A 22574-nucleotide genomic window follows, 5' to 3' on the forward strand; every position below is an offset into this window, starting at 1 on the left:
GGCCGTTTTTGGCTTTTCGCCGCGAGATAAAGCTGCCAATATAGGCGAAATCGTAAAGCAAAAATGTGATTGAGCAGAGCATGGCGGATGATCTTTTGGGCCAAGCGGCCTCGGAACAGGCCTATGACGCCTCATCTATTGAGGTGTTGGAAGGGTTGGAACCCGTCCGCAAGCGCCCGGGCATGTATATTGGCGGCACCGATGAACGCGCCTTGCACCATTTGGTGGCGGAAATCCTTGACAACTCGATGGACGAGGCTGTCGCGGGCCATGCCAATCGGATTGAGATTGAACTGGCCGCAGATTACACCGTCACAATCCGCGACAATGGCCGCGGGATGCCGATTGATCCGCATCCCAAATTCCCCGACAAATCCGCGCTTGAGGTGATTTTATGCACCCTCCACGCGGGCGGCAAGTTTTCGGGCAAGGCCTATCAAACCTCAGGCGGTTTGCACGGGGTTGGGGCATCGGTCGTGAATGCGCTTTCCGATCATTTGCGGGTCGAAGTGGCCCGAAATCGCACGCTGTACTCGCAAGAATTCTCGCGCGGCCTGCCCCAAGGGGGATTGCAGAACCTTGGCGCGGCCCCCAATCGGCGCGGCACGCAAGTCAGCTTTCATGCCGATGAACAAATCTTTGGCAGCCATCGCTTTAAGCCTGCCCGCCTTTTCAAAATGGTGCGCTCTAAGGCCTATTTGTTTTCAGGCGTGGAAATTCGTTGGAAATCCGAAATTGATGACGGCGAAACCCCACAGGAGGCCACGTTCCATTTCCCGGGCGGCTTGGCCGATTATCTGGGCGAGGTTTTGGGAAATGCCGCGACCTATGCGCAAGCCCCCTTTGCGGGCAAGGTAGAGTTTCAAGAACGCTTCGGCGCGGCGGGTTCGGTCGAATGGGCGATCAATTGGACACCGGCACGCGATGGGTTCATCCAATCTTATTGTAACACCGTTCCCACGCCAGAGGGCGGCACCCATGAGGCTGGATTTTGGGCGGCAATCCTGAAGGGCATTCGCGCCTATGGCGAATTGGCGGGCAATCGCAAGGCCGCGAACATCACCCGCGAAGATCTAAATGCGGGCGGGTGTGCGCTGGTGTCATGCTTTATCGCAGAGCCCGAATTTGTCGGGCAGACGAAAGACCGCCTCGCCACCACCGAAGCGGCGCGCATGGTCGAAGGGGCGGTGCGCGACCGCTTTGACAATTGGTTGGCCGCAGATACCAAATCAGCGGGGGCGATCCTCGATTTTCTAATCCTACGCGCCGAAGAACGCCTGCGCCGCAGGCAAGAAAAAGAAACGCAGCGCAAGTCTGCCACCAAGCGCCTGCGCCTGCCGGGCAAATTGGTCGATTGCTCGGCTACAAACCGCGAAGGCACAGAATTGTTCATCGTGGAAGGCGACAGTGCAGGCGGGTCTGCAAAAATGGCCCGTGACCGCAAGACGCAAGCCCTGCTGCCTTTGCGTGGTAAAATTTTGAACGTGCTTGGTGCGGCCTCCTCCAAAATGGGCCAAAACCAAGAGATCAACGATCTGTGTCAGGCGCTTGGCGTGTCGATGGGCACGACGTTCAATGTTGAAGATTTGCGTTATGACAAAATCATCATCATGACCGATGCCGATGTCGATGGGGCGCATATCGCCTCGCTCTTGATGACATTTTTCTTCACCCAGATGCGTCCGATGATTGATCAGGGTCATCTCTATCTCGCCTGTCCCCCCTTGTTCCGCCTGACCCAAGGCGCGCATCGGGTCTATGCCCTTGATGAGGCCGAGAAAGAGAGTTGGATGGCGCGTGGCTTAGGCGGGCGCGGTAAGATTGATGTGAGCCGATTTAAGGGTCTAGGCGAGATGGACGCCAAAGACCTTAAGGAAACCACGATGGATCCCGCCTCGCGCAAGTTGATCCGTGTCACAGTGGATGAGGACACGCCCGGCGAAACCGGGGATCTGGTGGAACGTTTGATGGGCAAAAAGCCCGAATTGCGGTTCCAATATATCCAAGATAATGCGCGCTTTGTTGAGGAATTGGACGTTTAACCCTGTCGAATATTGGCACAGTTTGGGCGCTCACGCCCCTTGCGCCTTTTCCTCAAGCAGCAGCCATTCTTCTTCGGCAGCCGCAAGTTTCGCCTGACGTTCGGCCAAGGCCTCGGTCGCTTTGGCGAATTTGACAGGCTCGCGCGTGTAGAGATCAGGGTCAGACAGCAATTCAGACAGCTTGCCCATTTCCGCCTCAAGCCGCGCAATCACCGATGGCAACTCCTTGAGACGATGAGTTTCCGTGAAACTAAGACCCGCAGCGGGTTTTGCACCCGCATTTGACACCACCCGATCAGAGCCTGATTTTGCGGCAGGCGGTGCTTCGCGATCCTCCTGCGCCGCGCCAATCCGCGCGCCTTGGGCCAAAGCATCGCTCCATCCACCCGCATAGACCTGCGCACGGCCCTGCCCCTCAAGGACAACCGTGCTGGTGGCAACCCGATCCAGAAAATCGCGGTCATGGCTGACCAAAAGAACCGTGCCCGCATAGTCGCCAAGCAGGTCTTGCAGCAAATCCAATGTCTCGACATCCAGATCATTGGTCGGTTCGTCCAAGATCAAAAGATTGCTTTCGCGCGCCATGATTTTGGCAAGCATCAACCGCGCCCGCTCGCCCCCCGAGAGGGAGCGCACAGGCGCGCGCGCTTGCGCCTCGTCAAACAGGAAATCTTTGAGATAGCCCATCACATGGCGGGGGCTGCCGCGCACCATGACCTGATCAGATGATCCATTCACGGCAATCTCACGATCCAAGGTCAGACTGTGCCACAGACTGGCCTCAGGGTTCAATCCTACGCGGTTTTGGTCAAACACCGCCATCTCAAGGCCCTTGCCCAAGGTGACATGCCCCGTGTCAGGGGCAAGTTGGCCTGTCAGCATATTCAAAAGCGTGGTTTTGCCTGCGCCATTTGGGCCGACAAACCCCACCCGATCCCCGCGCAAAATGCGCAGATCAAAGGGTTTCAGAATTTGCGTTTCTCCAAAGGATTTTGCAATTCCCTTGGCCTCGATCACCTTGCGGCCAGATTGCGGCCCCTCCTCCAACACCATGGCGGCGGTGGATTGGCGGCGGATCATTGCAGCGCGTTCTGCGCGCAAATCGGCCAAAGCGCGCACACGGCCCTGATTGCGCTTGCGCCGTGCACTGATCCCTTCAACGGCCCAACGGGCCTCGGATTTGATTTTGCGATCCAATTTGTGGCGCGCTGTGTCTTCCTCGTCCCAAACCTTATCGCGCCACGCCTCGAAGCTGGCAAAGCCTTGTTCATTGCGGCGCAACTGCCCGCGATCCACCCATAAGGTGGCGCGGGTCAAGGCGTTCAAAAACGCACGGTCATGCGAGATCACGACAAAGGCTGTGCGGGTTTCTGCAAGCCGCGCCTCGAGCCATCCGATGGCCTCGATATCAAGATGGTTGGTGGGTTCGTCCAAGAGCATGATATCAGGCTCTTCGGCCAAAAGCCGTGCAAGGGCCGCGCGGCGGCGCTCCCCGCCAGAGGCCTTGGCAGGATCAGCGTCAAGGCGCAGCTTAAGACCATCGGCCAAGGCCTCGACCCGCCACGCTTCGCTTGGGCCAAGCGTGGCGGTGGCAAAATCACCCAATGTGGCAAAGCCCATAAAATCAGGCTCTTGCTCCATATAGCCGACCGAGGTGCCTTGCGGGCTTGTGATGCTGCCTGTATCAGGTTCGGTCAACCCCGCCATAACCTTCATCAAGGTCGATTTGCCCGACCCGTTGCGCCCAACGAGCGCCACGCGATCCCCCTGATGCACAACCAAATCCAACCCATCAAAAATAGGGTCACCGCCAAAGGTCAGTGAAATATCCGAAAGCTGCAAAAGCGAAGGGCGGGCCATGGGGGCTATCTTTCACGCAAGCCCGCCTGAACACGGCGGGCTTGTCTTTGGTCAATCACGAATGGCCCGAACAGCCGCCATCTGATCAGGTTCGCCAATCACAGCGCCATCTGGCCCAAGCCCACGCTTGATCTGATCGACAATCTCCATCCCTGATGTGACCTCGCCCACAACGGTGTAATCCCCATTCAATTGGGGCACGGGGGCAAACATGATGAAGAATTGCGAATTGGCGCTGTCTGGGTTCGTCGCGGCGCGGGCCATGCCGACCACGCCCCGCTCAAAGCTGATATCAGAAAACTCGGCAAGCAGGTCTGGATATTGGGATCCACCCCGCCCTGCAAAGCGCATATCTTGTCCGATGCGGCCATATTCCACATCGCCCGTTTGTGCCATGAACCCATCAATCACGCGGTGAAACACCACGCCATCATAGGCGCCATCTTCGGCCAGTTGCAGCATCCGCGCCGTATGTTCTGGGGCGACATCGTCGAACAAGTCGATGACGATGGTGCCATTCGCCTCGCCCGCGATATCAATCTCTAGCCCCGCCCCAAAGGCAGGGCTTGCCAGAAGCAAGGCCATCGCTGCGCCAAGCTTACGCATCTGCGGCCACCTTCACGCTGATCATTTTATCAGGGTTTGCGGGCGGCTCGCCACGGGTAATCGCGTCAATATGCTCCATCCCTGCAATCACGCGGCCATAAACGGTGTATTGGCGATTGAGGAAATGGTTGTCGTTAAAATTGATAAAGAACTGGCTGTTTGCCGAATTGGGGTTGGAAGAGCGCGCTGCCCCCAATGTGCCGCGATCATGCGGGATACCAGAAAATTCAGCAGGCAAATCAGGCTTGTCCGAACCGCCCGTGCCCGCCATGCGGATATTCGCACCCTTGTCGGCATTGCCATGTTCAACATCGCCCGTTTGCGCCATGAACCCGTCAATCACGCGGTGAAAGATCACACCATCATAAGCGCCTTCACGCGCCAATTCCTTCATGCGCGCGCAATGCGCAGGCGCAATGTCGGGCAGCAATTCGATGGTGACAATGCCGTCTTTCAGCTCCAGCAGGATGGTGTTTTCGGGGTCTTTGATCTCGGCCATGCCTTTATTCCTTTTGCGGATATCTGACTTTGGCCTTGACCTATCAGGATGAGAATTTCACGTCTAGCGCTTGATGCACAGCGGGCGGCACGAAATGGCTGACATCGCCCCCAAGCCGCGCGATTTCTTTGACCAGTTTTGAGGCAATCGCCTGATGCTCGGCCTCGGCCATCAAAAAGACAGTGTTGATCTCATCATCCAGTTTGCGGTTCATGCCGACCATCTGGAATTCATATTCGAAATCAGCGACCGCACGCAGGCCACGGATGATAAGCCCCGCCCCAACCTCGCGCGCGCAATCAATCAAAAGATTGTCGAAGGGATGCGCGACAATCTCAATGCCCGTGGCGCGTGACAGTTTCGCGCTTTCAGCCTCGACCATAGCCACCCGTTCCTCAAGGGTGAAAAGCGGGCCTTTATCGCGGTTGATCGCAACACCAATCACCAATCGATCAACCAATGTGGCCGCACGGCGGATAATATCGACATGGCCCAATGTGATTGGATCGAATGTGCCCGGATATAGGCCTGTGCGCATCTGCAAATCTCCCAAACTTGGCATATGCTGCCGCAATTACGGCGTCACGCAACATTATTGCGCTGCGAAACGCAAGCTAAAAGCAGCGCGCGGCAGCCTCCGCTTCAAGCCGCGCCACCTCGGCGCGCAGCCCCGCTGACAAAGCCTCAACCAAACGCCCCAACCTGTCAGAGCGCCGATCTTGCTCGTGGCGCACAAGATAAAAGGCCCGTTTCAGGCTGATGTCATCCTTCAGCACAATCCGCAATTCGGGTGCGAATGGCAGTGCAAAATCATGCACAAATCCAATCCCACCTTGCCGCAGCATTTGCAACTGCACCGCGACAGAATTTGACGCCATCTGCACCCGTCCGCGCCCCAACAGCCCAAGATAGTCCAATTCTTTGTCGAAAATCATATCGGGAATATAGCCCACCACCGCATGATCCCGCGCCTTGGCCAGATCATCGGGCGGCGTCAGATCGGCGCGCATTGCCAAATGCAAATGGTAATCGGTGATCTTTTGCACCAAAAGCCGCCCCGCATCGGGTGGGCTGACAGTAATCGCCAAATCCGCTTCGCGCTTGGACAGGTTCACAACCCGCGGTAGGGCCAGAATTTGGATATCGAGATCAGGGTTATCGGCGCGAATGGCCGCGCAGACCTGTGGCAGCAAATAATTGGCGCAGCCATCAGGCGCGCCGATCCGCACCGTGCCAGACAACCCCGCCTGGCCCTGCCCGCCTGCAAGCGGAACGGAAAGGGCCGCCTCGGCAGCCTCGGCTGCGGGCAAAAGCTCCTCCCCTACACTGCTTAGGACATAACCTTGCGGGGATTTCACAAACAGCTCGGCCCCCAGCCGCGCCTCAAGCCGTGCAATACGCCGCCCGATTGTGGCCGCATCAAGCCGCAGGGTTTTCCCTGCCCCTGTCAGGCTTTCGGCCCGCGCAACGGCCAGAAAAACACGGATATCATCCCAATTCATCGCCCCATCCATTTTGCAAAAATGCAAGACTAATTTGGATTTCTGCCTCTTTTCCCGACAGGATTGCAAGTATAAAACAGCCACCAAGTGTAGATTTTCAACAAAAGGGTGGGATCATGGAACAGATCGGTCACTGGATTAACGGCGCGCATGTCGCGGGCACATCAGGCCGCACAGCGGATGTCTTTAATCCCGCAACAGGGGAAGTGCAGGCGCAGGTAGCATTGGCCTCGCAGGAGGAAATGGATCGCGCGATCGCCTCCGCCGCAGAGGCGCAAATTGCATGGGGCGTCACAAACCCACAGCGCCGCGCGCGCGTGATGATGGAATTGGTGCGGCTTCTTAACCGCGATATGGACAAACTGGCCGAGGCCATCAGCCGCGAACATGGCAAGACCTTCCCAGATGCGAAAGGCGATGTTCAGCGCGGGCTGGAGGTGATCGAATTTTGCATCGGCGCACCGCATCTGCTGAAGGGCGAATTCACAGATGCCGCAGGCCCTGGCATTGACATGTATTCCATGCGCCAACCTTTGGGTGTTGTCGCAGGGATCACGCCGTTTAACTTTCCCGCCATGATCCCCTTGTGGAAATTGGGCCCTGCCTTGGCATCGGGCAACGCGATGATCCTCAAACCTTCGGAACGCGATCCGTCCTGCCCGATGATGTTGGGTGCGCTTTTGAAAGAGGCGGGTTTGCCTGATGGCGTGTTCCAAGTGATCAATGGCGATAAGGGTGCTGTGGATGCCATCTTGGACAGCGAGATCATTCAGGCCGTTGGCTTTGTGGGGTCGACCCCAATCGCGCAATATATCTATAGCCGCGCGGCCGAAACAGGCAAACGCTGCCAATGCTTTGGCGGGGCGAAAAACCATATGATCATCATGCCCGATGCCGATATGGATAAGGCCGCTGACGCCTTGGTCGGCGCGGGCTATGGGGCGGCAGGCGAACGCTGCATGGCGATTTCCGTGGCCGTGCCAGTGGGTGACGAAACCGCAGATCGGTTGATCGAAAAACTTGTCCCTCGGATCGAGGCGCTGAAGGTTGGCCCTTATACCGCAGGCAATGATGTCGATTTCGGGCCAGTTGTGACCAAGGCCGCCAAGGAAAACATCCTGCGCCTTGTGCAAACAGGCGTAGATCAAGGCGCGGAATTGGTTGTCGATGGCCGCGATTTCAATCTGCAAGGTTATGAAAACGGGTTCTTTGTGGGCGCGCATCTGTTTGACCGCGTCACCCCCGACATGGATATCTATAAGACTGAGATTTTCGGCCCCGTTCTGTCGACCGTGCGCGCCGCTTCCTACGAAGAGGCTTTGGGTCTTGCGATGGATCACGAATATGGCAATGGCACCGCGATCTTTACCCGTGACGGCGATGCAGCGCGCGATTTTGCGTCCCGCGTGAATATCGGCATGGTTGGCATCAACGTGCCAATCCCTGTTCCCTTGGCCTATCACACCTTTGGCGGTTGGAAGCGGTCAGGCTTTGGCGATTTGAACCAGCACGGGCCAGATTCCTTCCGTTTCTACACCCGCACCAAAACCGTGACTTCGCGTTGGCCAAGCGGGATCAAGGAAGGGGCTGCGTTTAACTTCAAGGCAATGGATTGATCCTGCCGCGAAAATCACCAAACTTAACACAAGCCCCCGCGCAGATCGTGCGCGGGGGTTCGCTGTGACACTAGGAAGGAGGCCATGAGCGAGACAGAGTTTCTCAAGATCCGAAAAGACGGGCGCGCAGGTCGTATCACGCTGACGCGGCCACAGGCCCTGAATGCGCTATCGCAATCCATGTGCGCGGAAATTGCCGCAACGATTGACGCATGGGCCACGGATGAGACAGTCGAGATTGTGATCCTAGATGCAACGGGCGAGCGGGCCTTTTGTGCAGGCGGGGATATTGCCGAAATTTACGAGGCGGGTCGCGCGGGCGATATGGAGATTGGCGCGCGTTACTGGGCCGATGAATATCGCATGAACGCAAAGCTATTCCACTTCCCCCGCCCTGTGATCAGCTTCATGCAAGGCTATACGATGGGCGGCGGCGTTGGATTGGGCTGTCACGCCTCGCATCGTATCGTGGGCGACAGCAGCATTCTTGCCATGCCCGAGGTCGGAATCGGCCTTGTACCAGATGTCGGCGGCACCTTGATCCTGAGCCGCGCCCAAGGTCGCTTGGGCGAATATCTGGGCGTCACGGGCGCGCGGATGACAGGGGCCGATGCGATTTACGCGAGCTTTGCGGATTATTATATTCCCGAGGCGGATTGGCCCACATTGATTACCCAGCTTTGCGAAAGCGCGGATTATGATTTGGTGGATCAGGCCGCCGCAGGCTACAGCTCCCCTGTTGCCCCGCTTGCCGCCCTGCAAGCCGACATTGACCACCATTTTGGTGGCGAAACCCTACGCGATATTCTCAATGCGTTGGAATTCTCTGACAGCGATTTTGCAAAATCCACCTTAGCCGAGATGGGCAAGAAATCACCCCTGTCGATGGCCTGCACGGTGGAACTGGTGCATCGTGCGCGCCTGCGCGACACAATCGAAAATGCGCTAGAGCAGGAATATCGCTTTACCTCGCGCGCAGTGGAAAAGGCCGATTTCCTAGAAGGTGTGCGCGCGCAGATCATCGACAAAGACCGCAACCCGAATTGGATGCATAGCAGCCCGCGCGATGTGCCGCCCGCGATGGTGGCATCGCTGCTCTTGCCATTGGGGCCACGGGCGCTGAAACTGGATTAAGCAAGAATAAGGGGCCAAACCATGCAGATCGCATTCATCGGATTGGGCAATATGGGTGCACCCATGGCGCTTAATTTGCAAAACGCAGGTCACACGGTCACGGGGTTCGATACAGTTGCCGCACCCGACGGGATCTCCTGCGCCACATCGGCAGCGGAGGCCGCCCATGGGGCAGAAGTGGTGATCACCATGCTGCCCAATGGCATGATTGCACGCGCCGTGGTGGATGAAGTTTTGGCCGTTCTGCCACAAGGCGCGCTGGTGATTGATTGCTCAACCATTGAGGTTGACGCGGCGCGCGAAATTGCCGAGGCCGCCGCCGCGAAAGGGATCGGGTTTCTCGATGCGCCCGTCTCAGGGGGCGTTGGTGGGGCGGCGGCAGGCACGCTGACATTCATGGTCGGCGGGGATGGGGCGGATTTCACTCGCGCCGCGCCCCTGTTCGAGATCATGGGGCAAAAGGCCGTGCATTGCGGTGCAGCTGGAAATGGTCAGGCGGCAAAGATCTGCAACAATATGATCCTAGGGATCACCATGATTGGCACGTGCGAGGCTTTTGCGCTGGCCGATAAGCTGGGTCTTGAGCGGCAGGCGATGTTTGATGTTGTCTCAACCTCATCGGGCGCCAGTTGGTCGATCAATACCTATTGCCCTGCCCCCGGTGTTGGGCCGCAAAGCCCCGCTGATAACGGCTACAAGCCTGGATTTGCGGCGGAATTGATGCTGAAAGATCTGCGCCTGTCGCAGGATGCCGCAACAGCCGCGGATGCCGCCACCCCGCTTGGCGCATTGGCTGAGGCGATCTATACGCAATTTGTCGAAAACGAAGATGGGCGTGGCAAAGATTTCTCTGCCATGCTGCCACGTTTGGCCGCAATGGGCAGAAAAAGCACCTAATTTACAAAAATATTTCCCCGCCCTCTTGTGGTGGGTTTTTTTGTGCCCATATGTGTTAATGTAATTAACATTAACATCACGGCGCGGCTGCGCAGCAAAGGAGAAACGCATATGCAAAGCCAAACACTTATGCCCCCTGCCCCTGTTCAAGGTTGGTTCTCGCGGGCCGAGGCTTTTTTTTGGATCAACGTGGCAAACCTGCATGGATTGCAGCGATGGTTCTGGGGTTCATTCTATTTTGGCCCGTAGGTCTGGCCCTTCTGTTTTACATGATCTGGAGAAAAGACATGTTCAAAACCTGCAAAAAATCGCGCCATGCTCACATGGGTGGCAGCACAGGCAACAGCGCCTTTGACGCCTATAAGGCCGATACGCTTAGGCGCCTTGAGGATGAGCAGCGTGCTTTTGAAGGGTTTCTTGGACGTCTGCGCGAAGCCAAGGACAAAACCGAATTTGACGCTTTTATGAAAGAGCGTGATGCAAAAACAGGCGCCCCGGCCCCACAGGCCGAGTGATCCATAAATGCAACGCTTACCCCACCCCGCGCTTTTGGGTGGGGTATGTTTCTTCTCACCCTGCCCCGAAGCCAGTAGGTTACACCCATCATGTCTCACCTGCCCGATCCTCACGCTCAAAGCGAATTTTATTCTTATGTCGCGCTCAAACGCTTTGGCGCTTGGGTGATTGATGTTCTGGTGATCACTGTGATCTTGCTGATTGCAGGGATTTTCACAGTGGGGCTTGCGTGGTTTTTCTGGCCCGTATTCTTTGTGGCGCTTTCTTTTGTCTATCGGTAGTTCACCCTTGCTAGCCAATCCGCCACATGGGGGATGCGGATCATGGCGATTGAATTGCGCAATGCAACGGGCGCGCGGCTCAATAGTTTCGAGGCGATGATGCATACGTTTTTGTTCATGCTCGCCTCTGGCTTCGTTCTGCCGCAAACGATTTCTGTTCTGATGATGATTTTGGGCGCGCGCAAACAGGGGCTACACGATCTTTTCTTATGCACAGTCGCCATAAATCGCCCGCAATAAGGCGCAGTTTTCGCGGTATGGTTGCAATTTACTTGCCCACGCCCCTACATTGAGGCAGGCTATATTCAAATTTTCGCCGCTGAGAATCCATGCGCCACACTTTACCGATTGCACCGCAATTCTATGTGACTGCACCTCAAACCTGCCCTTACCTTCCAAATCGGCGGGAACGAAAGCTTTTTACCGCATTACAGGGCGATCATGCGACTGAACTGAACGATAGCCTATCGAAGCAAGGCTTTCGCCGCTCGCAAAATGTGCTCTATCGCCCCGCTTGCGCTGATTGCACCGCCTGTCTCTCCGCGCGGATCAGGGTGGCGGATTTCGTGCCAAGCAAAAGCCAAAAACGCACCAAAAAGCGCAATCTGGGGATGACCCGCAATGCCCGCGCCCCTTGGGCCACGGAAGAGCAATTCACCCTCTTTCGCCGCTATCTAGATGCGCGCCACGCCGATGGCGGCATGGCCGATATGGATGTGTTCGAATTTGCCGCGATGATTGAGGAAACACCCGTGCGCTCGCGCGTGGTGGAATATCGCGATGCGGGCAAGGATGCGGGATTAGCGGCGGTCTGCCTGACCGATATTCTCGATGACGGTCTAAGCCTTGTCTATTCCTTCTTTGATCCTGATTTGGATCACAGATCACTTGGCACGCATGTGATCTTGGATCATATCGATCTCGCACGCGAGGCGGGGCTGCCCTATGTCCATCTCGGCTATTGGGTGCCGGGGTCGGATAAAATGGCCTATAAGGCGCGGTTCTCAGCACTTGAAATATATGTTTATGGCGCATGGCAGGATATCGGCAATCCTGATGAATATTCCAACCAGACCCACCCTTTGTCGGTTGATCCGATTGCCCAACAGGTGGCGCAGATTTCCTTGCCCGACTTGATGGCCCCGCAGACAGCGAAATCTTCGCAAGACCCCCCCTGAGGCCCACCCGTTTCACATCAGTGTAAGCACCAAACGCAAACGGCCCCAAATTGGGGGGCCGCGCTTTTTCATGCACCCTGTCCTCTGCCCTTAATTGTTGGGCAGAAGGTCAGGCACGATGGTCACGATGTCAGGGAACAGCCACAACAGGCCCAGTCCCACAACTTGGATCAACACGAAGGGGATCACGCCGCGATAGATGTTGCGTGTCGTCACGCTGGCAGGGGCAACCCCGCGCAGATAGAACAACGCAAATCCAAAGGGCGGTGTCAGGAACGAGGTCTGCAGGTTCACCGCGATCATGATGGTCACCCATTTCGGATCCAATGTGCCGCCATAAATCACAGGCCCCACGATTGGGATCACGATGTAGATGATCTCGAGGAAGTCGAGAACAAAGCCCAAGACAAACAAGATCAGCATCACCAAGAGGAACACGACCAATTCATTGTCGAAGGCGCGCAGGAATTGTTGAATGTAATGCTCACCCCCGAAGGAGATCAGAACAAGGTTCAACAACTGCGACCCGATGAGAATGGTGAACACCATCGAGGTCACTTTCGCCGTTTCCCGCACCACAGGCGTCAGAACGCTGCGGCGATAGAGAACATAGCAGCTGTAAATCAACCCGCCGAAGGCGAAGTGATAGGCAAATTGCGCGATGAAATAAGCAATCCAATCTTGCAACGGCACCTCAGAGCGGCTGATGCGCAGATCGAAATTGACACCCACTAAGATCAGGATGACCAGCGCGAAAGACGCCCAGATCACGATCTTTGATTTCTTGTCTTCTTCGCTCAGTTTACGATGCGCGGCGAGCATGATCGCCCCTGCCGCACCCAAAGCCGCCGCAGGTGTCGGGTTGGAAATACCGCCAAGGATAGATCCCAAAACCGCAACGATCAGAACGAGGGGCGGGAACACCACGCGCAACAGATCATTTTGCGACATCCGCATCATAGCAATCCGACAGCCATAAATGGTGAGGGCAAACGGAAGGGCGAGGTAGATCCACGCTGCACCCGAACTGGTCGCGGGCGTGATGAACAGCATATCCACCGCAAAGGCCAAGGCCACGCCAATCCCACCGATCAGCAACGGACGCGCGTTTTCATTTGGCGCAACACCGCGTGCTGTGGTCAGGATCAGTGCCAAGAGAATAAAGATTGTCGCCACGCCAGACCCGATCGGTGCCGCATTGGCAACCGCCGCCTCGCGAGCTGCAACCATTTCCTCTTCGGACAATTCGCGGGTTTCACCTGTTGCACCTGATGCTGCAATCTCGGCCGTCTCAACCACGGCTTGATCCCATGCCTCTTGGCCATGCAGCTCAATCATAGCCGCTTGGCAGCTTTCGCTCACATTCGTGCGCAGGCTGGCGGAACGGCTGTTGTTTTCCATGTTGGAAACAAAGATTGACTGGCTGCCAATAACACCGCTACTTGCCCCAAGAACCACCGCAAAGATAAGGGCGGCAGGCGCGGCCAAGAACCATGTCAGTGCCTCGCTTCGGGTGATCGAGGTCGCATTGGTCGACCCCATCTGCACCGCAGGCGCCTTGCTTGGATTAAACAAGGCAAAACCAAAGGCATAGGCAGCATATAGGAAAGCCAAGAAGATACCTGGCAAAATCGCGGCTTGGAACAATGTGCCAACGGAAAGAACGGCAGGCTCGCCCAGATAGGTCAGCGCGTCGGTACAGCCCGCCACTTGGGCACGGGTTTCTTGGCCTGTAGCATAGAGGTCACCCACCAATGTGCCCAGAAGAACAATCACGATAGAGGGCGGGATAATCTGGCCCAAAGTGCCAGAGGCCGCAATCACCCCCGTTGCCAGTTCAGGCGAGTAGTTGTTGCGCAACATTGTTGGCAGAGCCAAGAGGCCCATGGTCACCACAGTCGCCCCAACGATCCCCGTGGAGGCCGCAAGAAACGCACCCACAATCACGATAGACACCGCCAAGCCACCGGGCAGCGGGCCAAAGACGCGCGCCATGGTGGTCAGCAGGTCATCGGCGATCTTAGAACGCTCCAGCGTGATCCCCATCAAAACGAACATCAAAACGGCCAAAAGCGTTTCGATGGACTGACCCGCGATCACACGCTCGTTCATGCGGTTCACGATGAAGGAGATGTTGCGATCCATCGCCATTTCCCACCCGCCGGGGAAGAGATGTTCCTCAATCCGCGGCAATTCGGGGTATCGGAAGACCGATATGGTTTCGCGGGCAATCCCGCTTTCGACCAACGCGCGATACTGGTCAGAGGCCGTATCAATCGCTTGGTGGATCAATAAACCCGCCGAGTCGAGCGCAGCAATAATCGCAAAGGAGATGATCCCCGCGCCGCCAATAGCAAAGGCAACGGGGAAGCCTGTCATGATCCCGCCAAACAGCGTCAGGAACACGATAATCAGACCGATCTCAATTCCATCCAATCCAAAAATCATTTTCTTTTCTTTCCTTCAGGCACGTCTAGGCGTAGGTCTTAATGGCCCGCAGCATGCAGTGCTTCAGTCTCTGCATCTTGCGGATCAAGGTCACGATACTTGTCTACGCTTTCCTCGCCCTCGACATATTCGAGGAAGGCGCGCCAGAACACCGCCAGCGCATGGACGAACACCATGACGCAGAAGATGACCAACAAGACCTTGAAGATGAAATAGGCGTTAAACCCGTTGGGGCTGAAGCCGATAGTTTCCACGTTCCACCGCAACACACGCGCTTGCATGATCATGCGATCCAACTCGCTTGAGGCGGCAGGATTTGGCACCACAAGGTGACGCCACATAAAGAACCATGCGTACAGGTAGGTCAGAACGGTTGTAGGCAACATAAAGAACAGCGCCCCACCCATGTCGACAATACGCTTTGCGCGGTGCTTCATGCCCGAGTAAAAAAGGTCAACGCGAACATGGCCGCCCTGCACAAAAGTGTAAGATACGCAAAGGCACACAATCATCGCGTTATACAGTTTCAGCTCTTCCGCGAACCACGACAAATCCTTCGAGAAGGCTAAGCCAAGCGGACCAAACTCAATACCAGGAACTTGAAAAATTCGTTGGAGAAATACGATCATCACTTGCTGCAGCACCATGATCAAGCCAACCCATGCAACCGTGCGACCCACGCCATTGGCAACGGCTTCAAGCGCGCGCACCATCGACCATAGAATTTGTCGTTTCCAAACCGCACCGATCACGGTGACGATCAAGAAGGTGGTGAAGACGACAAAGAAGAATTCCACCGATGCACCATAGTAGATGAACCGCACGAGGGACTCGTTATTGCTCCAATCCAACCATGACCCAGGGTTCATGAGCGCGATTGCCAGATTGTAGGGGGCCATCGCGATATTGGTGAAGACCCAGACAATGAAATCAATCATGTGACTATCCTTGCAGAAGCGGGCGTTGCATCAACGGAATTTAAAGCACCGCAGCACGCAGAAATCTGCACGCGCTTGGCGCTGGATCTGTCCCGCTATGAGAGGCAGCTTCGGGGAGATGTAAGAAAAACTCCTCCCCCGCTTGCGCGGGAGAGGAGCCGAGTTTCAGACGATTAACCTGCGTTCACACGGTTACGCTGGCGCATATATTCGCCATCCGCAATGTCGAACCAACCTACCGATTCTTGCATAGCAGAGAAGTAGCTTTCTGCGATCTGTGCATAGATCGGGTCGCCCATGTTTTCTTCGCGCACTTCCGCAGCTGCAGCACCAAATGCGTTCCAAACATCATCCGGGAAAGATCTTGTTTGGATACCGCCAGCGCGGAGCCTTTGGAGTGCAGCCCCATTCTCTTGCAGCGTCATCGAAAGCGACTTGGAATTTGTCGCCGCACACGCTGCATCAACAACTTGCTTTTGTGCAGATGTAAAGCTTTCGTAAACATCCAAATTGAATGACAAGGTCAATGCAGAGCCTGGCTCGTGGAAGCCTGAGGTGTAGTAGATCGAGGTTGCTTCCTGGAAGCCCATTCGCTCATCCGCGAAGGGGCCGATCCATTCCGCACCGTCAATCTGACCAGAAGCAAGGGCCTGATAGATTTCGCCACCAGGAATGTTCTGAACGGATGCACCCAAGCGGCCAAGAACCTGACCACCCTGACCGGGCATACGGAAGCGCAAACCCTGCAGGTCATCTGCCGAGTTGATTTCTTTGTTGAACCAACCACCTGGCTGCATTGCTGTGTTACCGCAGGTGAACGACTTGAGGTTAAACAAACCTGCAAGCTCATTGTGCTGCTCGTGACCACCACGGTTGTAATACCAGTTCGCAAATTCTTGACCCGTCATGCCGAAAGGCACTGATGTAAAGAATGCAAACCCAGGGTGCTGGTTCAAGAAGTAGTAATCAGCCGAGTGATACATATCAGCCTGACCAGAGGACACGGCGTCAAACACTTCGAACGCGCCAACAAGGCTGCCTGCGGGCATCTTGTTGATGGTCAGCTGACCATCGGTCATAGCAGTGATATAGTCTGCCGCCATCTGTGCCGCGTCATCAAAGATCGCGAAACCATCAGGAACCGAAGTTACCAATGTCAGCGTACGATTGCCCTGAGCGTAAAGTGGTGCGGCCAAAGTCGAAGCTGCGGCTGCTGTCCCCCCAAGGGCAGACGTTCTCAAGAAAGAACGACGATCCATAGTATTCCTCCCATTCGGACACTGCCGCATTGGTGCGACAGTTTTTCGTTTCAAGGTTCTACCACGCTACAGCAACAAAATTACGCCGCAAACCAATTTCCGCGCCTGAAGCCCGGATTTTGTAAAATTTTTTTACCAAAAGAGCCATTTTTTCTAAAATGTATCGCAAATTCTGACCTAATTTTAGAAGAGATGAATGGATTTTGCGCAAGCGATCAACTTAAGGTTACAATTGAGCGCGGCGCACTCGCCATGATCTGCGCCCGCGCTCCGAATCTTTTCAAACGCAAAGGCACCTGCAGTTTCACCGATCTTGGCCCCCAAAACGCACAGTCATATCGCAGAGCAAAAGCGGCCAATTATCCCCAAGTTTGGATGGTCAAATTCAGAAAACCATCCATTCGGGCCATTCTGGGATATAAAATTGCGTATTTTTGCCACCAAAAGACAGTTTATTTAATTTCTACCCTGCAAACGCTGTTGACCTCCCCCCCGCGGATACCTAATGTCGCCCCGATTATAGGAGATTGGGATGCTACATTTGGTGGTCGTAAATGTGGGAATGACAGCGCGCATGGGTCGGTGACGATAGCCATAAAAAACCCCATGCGCCCTCGGATATCACCGAGGGCTTTTTTATTCGCAACATCCCATAAAACACCGCCCCGTATAGCGGCCAAAGTGTAAAACGAAGGACAAAGACAGATGACGCGTCAGATGACCGGTGCAAAGATGGTGGTCGAAGCCTTGATTGAACAAGGCGTTGATACGGTGTTCGGGTATCCAGGTGGCGCGGTTCTGCCCATCTATGACGAGATCTTTCAGCAAAATCACATTCGCCACATTCTCGTGCGTCATGAGCAAGGGGCGGTGCATGCCGCCGAAGGCTATGCCCGCGCCACGGGCAAACCGGGTGTTGTGTTGGTCACCTCTGGCCCCGGGGCAACCAATGCTGTGACAGGGTTGGTGGATGCGTTGATGGATTCGATCCCAATTGTGGTTCTGACAGGTCAGGTTCCAACCTTCATGATTGGGTCAGACGCATTCCAAGAGGCCGATACAGTCGGCATCACCCGCCCCTGCACCAAGATGAACTGGTTGGTCAAAGACACAGATCATCTGTCGTCCACCATTCACGAGGCGTTTCATATCGCCACAAAAGGCCGCCCTGGCCCCGTTTTGATCGACGTTCCAAAAGATGTGCAATTCGCGACAGGCACCTATGTCGAAAAGCCTCGCGCGAAGGTTGATCACTATACCCCGCGCGTCAAAGGCGACACCGCGATGATCACCGCCTTGGTCGAGGCCATGGAACAGGCGGAGCGTCCGATTTTTTACACAGGCGGCGGCGTGATCAATTCTGGCCCCGCGGCAAGCAAGCTGCTGCGTGAACTGGTCGAGGCGACTGGATTTCCTATCACGTCAACCTTGATGGGGCTTGGCGCCTATCCCGCATCAGGCGAGAAATGGTTGGGGATGCTGGGTATGCATGGCCTTTACGAGGCCAACCTTGCCATGCATGGCTGCGATTTGATGATCAACATTGGCGCGCGGTTTGACGACCGCATCACAGGGCGGATCAACGCGTTTTCGCCAAACAGCCTCAAGGCGCATGTCGATATTGATCCCTCTTCGATTAACAAGGTGATTCATGCAGATTTCCCCATTATCGGGGATGTGTCCCATGTGTTGGAAGATATGCTGCGCATCTGGAAATCGCGCGGCAGCAAAACGAATTCCGCAGCGGTCAAGAAATGGTGGGGCCAGATCGAAGAATGGCGCGCCGTGAAATGCCTCAGCTATAAAAATTCAACCAAGACAATCAAACCGCAGTATGCGCTTGAGCGGCTTGAGGCGCTGACGAAAGGCATGGATCGCTACATCACCACTGAGGTCGGCCAGCACCAGATGTGGGCCGCGCAATATTTGGGTTTTGAAGACCCCAATCGTTGGATGACCTCTGGCGGCCTTGGCACAATGGGCTATGGCACACCCGCCTCAATCGGGGTGCAGGTGGCCCATCCTGATGCCTTAGTAATCAATGTGGCGGGCGAGGCATCATGGCTGATGAACATGCAGGAAATGGGCACGGCCGTGCAATACCGCCTGCCCGTCAAGCAGTTCATCCTCAACAACGAACGTCTTGGCATGGTGCGCCAATGGCAGGAATTGCTGCATGGCGAACGCTACAGCCACTCATGGTCAGAGGCCCTGCCCGATTTCGTGAAACTGGCCGAAGCGTTCGGTTGCAAGGGTATCATGTGCGACAATCCCGATGATCTCGATGAGGCGATCAAGGAAATGCTCGCCTATGATGGGCCAGTGATTTTCGACTGTTTGGTTGAGAAGCATGAAAATTGCTTCCCAATGATCCCATCGGGCAAGGCACATAATGAAATGTTGTTGGGCGAGGCTGAAACCCAAGGCGTGATTGACGCCAAGGGCAGCGTCTTGGTTTAAGGAAAGGGTGTAATCATGTCTCCGCTCAATATCGAAAAAGGCTCTAGCAGCCATTCGGCCTATGATCTGCGCAGCCATATGTCTGACGCGATTGAAACCCACACGCTTGCGGTTTTGGTGCAAAACGAAGCGGGCGTTCTGGCCCGTGTCATCGGGCTGTTTTCGGGCCGTGGTTATAATATCGAAAGCCTGACTGTGGCTGAGGTTGACCATGCAGGCCATCGGTCACGCATCACGATTGTGACTTCAGGCACGCCGCAGGTGATCAACCAAATCAAAATGCAGCTTGAGCGTATGGTGCCCGTCCATGAGGTGCATGACCTCACCGTGGAAGGCGCGATGGTCAGCCGTGAATTGGCCTTGTTCAAGGTCAAAGGCAAGGGCGAACATCGTGTCGAAGCCTTGCGCATTGCCGAGATTTTCCGCGCCAATGTGGTGGACAGCACTTTAGAAAGTTTCGTCTTTGAAATAACAGGCACGCCCGAGAAAATTGACGCCTTTGCTGATCTCATGCGCCCCTTGGGCCTGTTAGAGGTTGCCCGCACAGGCGTTGCTGCCATTGCGCGCGGTGCGTAAGCGCATAGGTCGCTTCCCATAGTCTCAAAGGTCGCGTTTTGATAAGATCAGCGCGGCCTTAGCCTTCAAAAAAGATCATCCCCATTTGGGGCGCATCTTTTCTTGGGGGGAAAGACCTATGCCTGATGATTTGATCAAGCACGATCTCGACAGCGTTCTTGCGCCAATTTCGCGCGCCAATGGCCTGTCGAATGCGCATTACACCGACCCCGTAACAATCGCTCGTGAAAACCGCGCGGCACTTGAGCATCAATGGGCCGCTTTGGCCGTTGGGGCCGATGTGCCTGAAAATGGCGATGCAAAACCGATTGAATTTTTGGGCCAGCCCCTGCTGCTTTTGCGCGATGACACAGGGTCGGTGCGGGTCTTTTTCAACATCTGCCGCCACCGCGGTATGATCTTGGTCGATGCGCCGCGCAAAATTGAAGGCGCGATCCGCTGCCCCTATCATTCATGGTGCTATGCCAAGGATGGCCGCCTTGTGGCCACGCCCCATGTGGGCGGGCCAGGCCAGAACCAACATGAAGGGATTGAGCGGGCGACCTTGGGCCTCAAAGAGGTGCGCAGCCATATCTGGCGAGATGTGGTGTTTATCAACCTTTCGGGCGATGCCCCCGATTTTGAAACCCAACACCAAGCCGCCCTCACCCGTTGGGCTGAATTTGAAAAGCCGCTCTATCATGGCGGCGAAGACAGCCGCTTTACCTTGGATGTGAATACGAATTGGAAACTCGCGGTCGAGAATTATTGCGAAAGCTATCACTTGCCATGGGTGCATCCGGGCCTGAACAGCTATTCACGCCTCGAAGATCACTATCACATTGAAGAAGAACAAAAATTCTCGGGCCAAGGCACGCTTGTCTATCGCCAGCTCAAGGATGAGAAAGGTCAAAGCTTTCCTGATTTTGACGGGCTGTCGCAGACATGGGACACCGCCGCTGAATATATCGCGCTTTATCCCAATGTCTTGCTGGGCGCGCATCGCGATCATGCCTTTGCGATCATCCTAGAGCCTGTCGCCCATAACCGCACGCGCGAGCATGTGCATCTCTACTATGCCACTCCAAAGACCGATCCTGCCTTGCGCGCGAAAAACGCCAAGCTGTGGAAGGATGTCTTTATCGAAGATATTTTTGTGGTGGAGGGGATGCAAAAAGGGCGTGCTGCCGCAGGGTTTGATGGGGGCCGCTTTGCCCCCGCGATGGACGGGCCGACACATATGTTCCACCAATGGGTGGCGCAGCGGTTGCGCGACACGGAAAGCGGATTGTGAGCGCCCCAAAATCCGCGCTTGATGCCGCACTTCTTGCGGCCCATGCGGCAGGCGATAAAGAACGCGTTGCGCAGATATATGCCAAGGCCGCCAATGATATGGGTGCGGCCTCTGCCGCGTTTTATTTGACCCATGCTTATGTGTTTGCCCTAGATGCAGGGCTGCCCGAGGCCGAAACCTATCGCCGTGCCTTGGTCGAATTGGGGGCCGAGCCGACCGGCTAGGCGCTCACCCACCCCCCAAAATGCGGCGCACATAATTTTGTGTCTCTTGAAAGGGCGGCACGCCGCCATGGGTGTTCACGGCTTGTGGCCCTGCATTATAGGCCGCCAAGGCCAAACGCCATGAGCGGAAATTGCGATATTGCATCGCCAAATAGCGCGCACCCCCTTCTAGGTTTTGCGCAGGATCATGCGGGTTTACCCCCAAGAGATCAGCCGTATCTGGCATCAATTGCGCCAAACCAATCGCCCCTGCATGGCTGATGGCGCGCGGGTTCCAGTTCGATTCAACCGCAACAAGGCGTAGGAACAAATCCTCAGGCACGCCATGACGGCGCGCTGCATTGCGGGCAAGATCAAGATAGGCCTGAGGGGCCTGCCCCGAAAAGCGCGGGATCGCCGCGCCAAGGGCCGCATCGTAATCAGGGCGCAAGCGTTCTGAATTGGAATATTGGCTTGAGGCGCGGCTGTCCAAAACCCGTGCCGCCGAACGGAAACGATCAAGGCTATTGCCATAGGCCATAGAGAATTGCCCAAATATTAAGACAAATCCCACAGAAATCAGGCTGACTTTCCGCACCTTCACGGCCCATTCACCTCATAAAACCAGTGTTGTTTTAGCCTGTATCCCCCACAGCGCCAAGCGCTTGTGCGCCGCCTGCAAATGAAATTCGGGTTTCATTAACCAATTTACGATGGTCTAAACATATCTCAAAGGCGCAGATTCGCGGCCACGACTATGGGAGAGGTGACATGGCAGGTTCGGTTAATAAGGTAATTCTGGTCGGGAATTTGGGGCGCGACCCTGAGGTGCGCAGCTTTCAGAATGGCGGCAAAGTGTGCAATTTGCGCATCGCGACATCTGAAAACTGGAAAGACCGCAACACAGGCGAGCGGCGCGAGCGCACAGAATGGCACTCGGTGGCGATTTTCTCAGAACCTTTGGCCCGCATTGCAGAACAATATCTGCGCAAAGGGTCAAAGGTCTATATCGAAGGCCAATTGGAAACCCGTAAATGGCAGGATCAAAATGGGCAGGATCGCTACACGACCGAGGTGGTCTTGCGCCCCTATCGTGGCGAGTTGACCTTGCTTGATGGTCGCAATGACCAATCGGGTGGTGGTGGCAGCTATGGCGATAGCGGGGGCTATGGCGGCGGAGATGACCGGATCAGCGGCGGCGGTTTCCCAGATGATCGCGGAATGGATCGCGGTGGTGCGGGCCAATCCATGCCAAGCGATATGGATGACGAAATCCCCTTCTAAGT

At 55.6% G+C, this 22574-nt stretch carries 20 protein-coding genes and 2 pseudogenes; 13 read left to right on the plus strand and 9 right to left on the minus strand.

The window, feature by feature from the left end:
- Nucleotides 1-80 precede the first annotated feature (80 nt).
- Entirely contained in the window at nucleotides 81-2042 is a 1962-nt protein-coding gene (gene parE, locus AAC637_RS02910; protein ID WP_340302237.1) for a DNA topoisomerase IV subunit B, read from the plus strand.
- Nucleotides 2043-2072: 30 nt separating this feature from the next.
- On the opposite strand, the gene AAC637_RS02915 is transcribed toward parE, so the two are convergent.
- The 5 genes from AAC637_RS02915 to AAC637_RS02935 form a co-directional block, all read right to left on the minus strand.
- Nucleotides 2073-3902, minus strand: coding sequence for an ABC-F family ATP-binding cassette domain-containing protein (locus AAC637_RS02915; RefSeq protein ID WP_340302238.1), 1830 nt, complete (start codon nucleotides 3900-3902; stop codon nucleotides 2073-2075).
- Nucleotides 3903-3953: 51 nt separating this feature from the next.
- The gene (locus AAC637_RS02920; RefSeq protein ID WP_340302239.1) at nucleotides 3954-4508 is read right to left on the minus strand and encodes a peptidylprolyl isomerase; all 555 of its coding nucleotides are present in this window, start codon (nucleotides 4506-4508) and stop codon (nucleotides 3954-3956) included.
- Nucleotides 4501-5007 carry a peptidylprolyl isomerase gene (locus tag AAC637_RS02925; RefSeq protein WP_340302240.1) on the minus strand — a complete coding sequence of 169 codons (507 nt, stop codon included), beginning with the start codon at nucleotides 5005-5007 and terminating at the stop codon, nucleotides 4501-4503. The genes AAC637_RS02920 and AAC637_RS02925 overlap by 8 nt, the downstream gene beginning before the upstream one ends.
- Nucleotides 5008-5050: 43 nt before the next feature.
- On the minus strand, nucleotides 5051-5545 hold the full coding sequence (gene coaD / locus AAC637_RS02930) for a pantetheine-phosphate adenylyltransferase (protein ID WP_340303129.1): 495 nt from the start codon (nucleotides 5543-5545) through the stop codon (nucleotides 5051-5053).
- A gap of 76 nt (nucleotides 5546-5621) precedes the next feature.
- Entirely contained in the window at nucleotides 5622-6509 is an 888-nt protein-coding gene (locus AAC637_RS02935) for a LysR family transcriptional regulator (RefSeq protein ID WP_340302241.1), read from the minus strand.
- Between the two features lie 116 nt (nucleotides 6510-6625).
- Between AAC637_RS02935 and AAC637_RS02940 the strand changes: the two genes are divergently transcribed.
- From AAC637_RS02940 to AAC637_RS02970, 7 genes and pseudogenes are all read left to right on the plus strand, one after another.
- The gene (locus tag AAC637_RS02940) at nucleotides 6626-8125 is read left to right on the plus strand and encodes a CoA-acylating methylmalonate-semialdehyde dehydrogenase (protein ID WP_340302242.1); all 1500 of its coding nucleotides are present in this window, start codon (nucleotides 6626-6628) and stop codon (nucleotides 8123-8125) included.
- Between the two features lie 84 nt (nucleotides 8126-8209).
- A complete protein-coding gene (locus tag AAC637_RS02945; RefSeq protein WP_340302243.1) occupies nucleotides 8210-9259 on the plus strand; it encodes an enoyl-CoA hydratase/isomerase family protein in 1050 nt (349 codons plus the stop codon).
- 21 nt (nucleotides 9260-9280) lie between these two features.
- Complete coding sequence (mmsB, locus tag AAC637_RS02950) at nucleotides 9281-10156, plus strand: 3-hydroxyisobutyrate dehydrogenase (protein WP_340302244.1); 876 nt, start codon at nucleotides 9281-9283, stop codon at nucleotides 10154-10156.
- 129 nt (nucleotides 10157-10285) lie between these two features.
- Nucleotides 10286-10671 (plus strand): annotated as a pseudogene (locus AAC637_RS02955) (DUF2852 domain-containing protein).
- A gap of 90 nt (nucleotides 10672-10761) precedes the next feature.
- Entirely contained in the window at nucleotides 10762-10953 is a 192-nt protein-coding gene (locus AAC637_RS02960; protein ID WP_340302245.1) for a hypothetical protein, read from the plus strand.
- Nucleotides 10954-10971: 18 nt separating this feature from the next.
- Nucleotides 10972-11193: pseudogene (locus AAC637_RS02965) on the plus strand (RDD family protein); the annotation flags it as partial.
- Between the two features lie 89 nt (nucleotides 11194-11282).
- Nucleotides 11283-12131, plus strand: coding sequence for an arginyltransferase (locus AAC637_RS02970; RefSeq protein WP_340302246.1), 849 nt, complete (start codon nucleotides 11283-11285; stop codon nucleotides 12129-12131).
- A 90-nt stretch (nucleotides 12132-12221) separates the two neighbouring features.
- On the opposite strand, the gene AAC637_RS02975 is transcribed toward AAC637_RS02970, so the two are convergent.
- The 3 genes from AAC637_RS02975 to AAC637_RS02985 all read right to left on the minus strand — a co-directional run bounded on the left by AAC637_RS02975 (nucleotide 12222) and on the right by AAC637_RS02985 (nucleotide 16776).
- Nucleotides 12222-14579 (minus strand): TRAP transporter large permease, encoded by a 2358-nt coding sequence (locus AAC637_RS02975; protein WP_340302247.1) that lies wholly within the window; start codon nucleotides 14577-14579, stop codon nucleotides 12222-12224.
- A gap of 38 nt (nucleotides 14580-14617) precedes the next feature.
- Nucleotides 14618-15517, minus strand: a complete 900-nt coding sequence (locus AAC637_RS02980) for a TRAP transporter small permease subunit (protein WP_340302248.1) — start codon at nucleotides 15515-15517, stop codon at nucleotides 14618-14620.
- Between the two features lie 173 nt (nucleotides 15518-15690).
- Nucleotides 15691-16776, minus strand: coding sequence for a TRAP transporter substrate-binding protein (locus AAC637_RS02985; RefSeq protein WP_340302249.1), 1086 nt, complete (start codon nucleotides 16774-16776; stop codon nucleotides 15691-15693).
- 705 nt (nucleotides 16777-17481) lie between these two features.
- On the opposite strand from AAC637_RS02985, the gene AAC637_RS02990 reads away from it, so the two are divergent.
- The 4 genes from AAC637_RS02990 to AAC637_RS03005 all read left to right on the plus strand — a co-directional run bounded on the left by AAC637_RS02990 (nucleotide 17482) and on the right by AAC637_RS03005 (nucleotide 21309).
- A complete protein-coding gene (locus tag AAC637_RS02990) occupies nucleotides 17482-19236 on the plus strand; it encodes an acetolactate synthase 3 large subunit (protein ID WP_340302250.1) in 1755 nt (584 codons plus the stop codon).
- 15 nt (nucleotides 19237-19251) lie between these two features.
- Complete coding sequence (ilvN, locus tag AAC637_RS02995) at nucleotides 19252-19812, plus strand: acetolactate synthase small subunit (RefSeq protein ID WP_317654445.1); 561 nt, start codon at nucleotides 19252-19254, stop codon at nucleotides 19810-19812.
- 118 nt (nucleotides 19813-19930) lie between these two features.
- Nucleotides 19931-21085: an aromatic ring-hydroxylating oxygenase subunit alpha gene (locus AAC637_RS03000; RefSeq protein WP_340302251.1), complete on the plus strand. Its 1155-nt coding sequence runs from the start codon at nucleotides 19931-19933 to the stop codon at nucleotides 21083-21085.
- The gene (locus AAC637_RS03005; protein WP_340302252.1) at nucleotides 21082-21309 is read left to right on the plus strand and encodes a hypothetical protein; all 228 of its coding nucleotides are present in this window, start codon (nucleotides 21082-21084) and stop codon (nucleotides 21307-21309) included. The genes AAC637_RS03000 and AAC637_RS03005 overlap by 4 nt, the downstream gene beginning before the upstream one ends.
- A gap of 4 nt (nucleotides 21310-21313) precedes the next feature.
- On the opposite strand, the gene AAC637_RS03010 is transcribed toward AAC637_RS03005, so the two are convergent.
- Nucleotides 21314-21829: a lytic transglycosylase domain-containing protein gene (locus tag AAC637_RS03010; protein ID WP_317655778.1), complete on the minus strand. Its 516-nt coding sequence runs from the start codon at nucleotides 21827-21829 to the stop codon at nucleotides 21314-21316.
- A 230-nt stretch (nucleotides 21830-22059) separates the two neighbouring features.
- Between AAC637_RS03010 and ssb the strand changes: the two genes are divergently transcribed.
- Nucleotides 22060-22572 carry a single-stranded DNA-binding protein gene (ssb, locus tag AAC637_RS03015; protein WP_317654442.1) on the plus strand — a complete coding sequence of 171 codons (513 nt, stop codon included), beginning with the start codon at nucleotides 22060-22062 and terminating at the stop codon, nucleotides 22570-22572.
- Nucleotides 22573-22574 lie beyond the last annotated feature (2 nt).

The organism is Roseobacter sp. HKCCD7870, assembly GCF_037830315.1.
Lineage (GTDB): Bacteria > Pseudomonadota > Alphaproteobacteria > Rhodobacterales > Rhodobacteraceae > M30B80.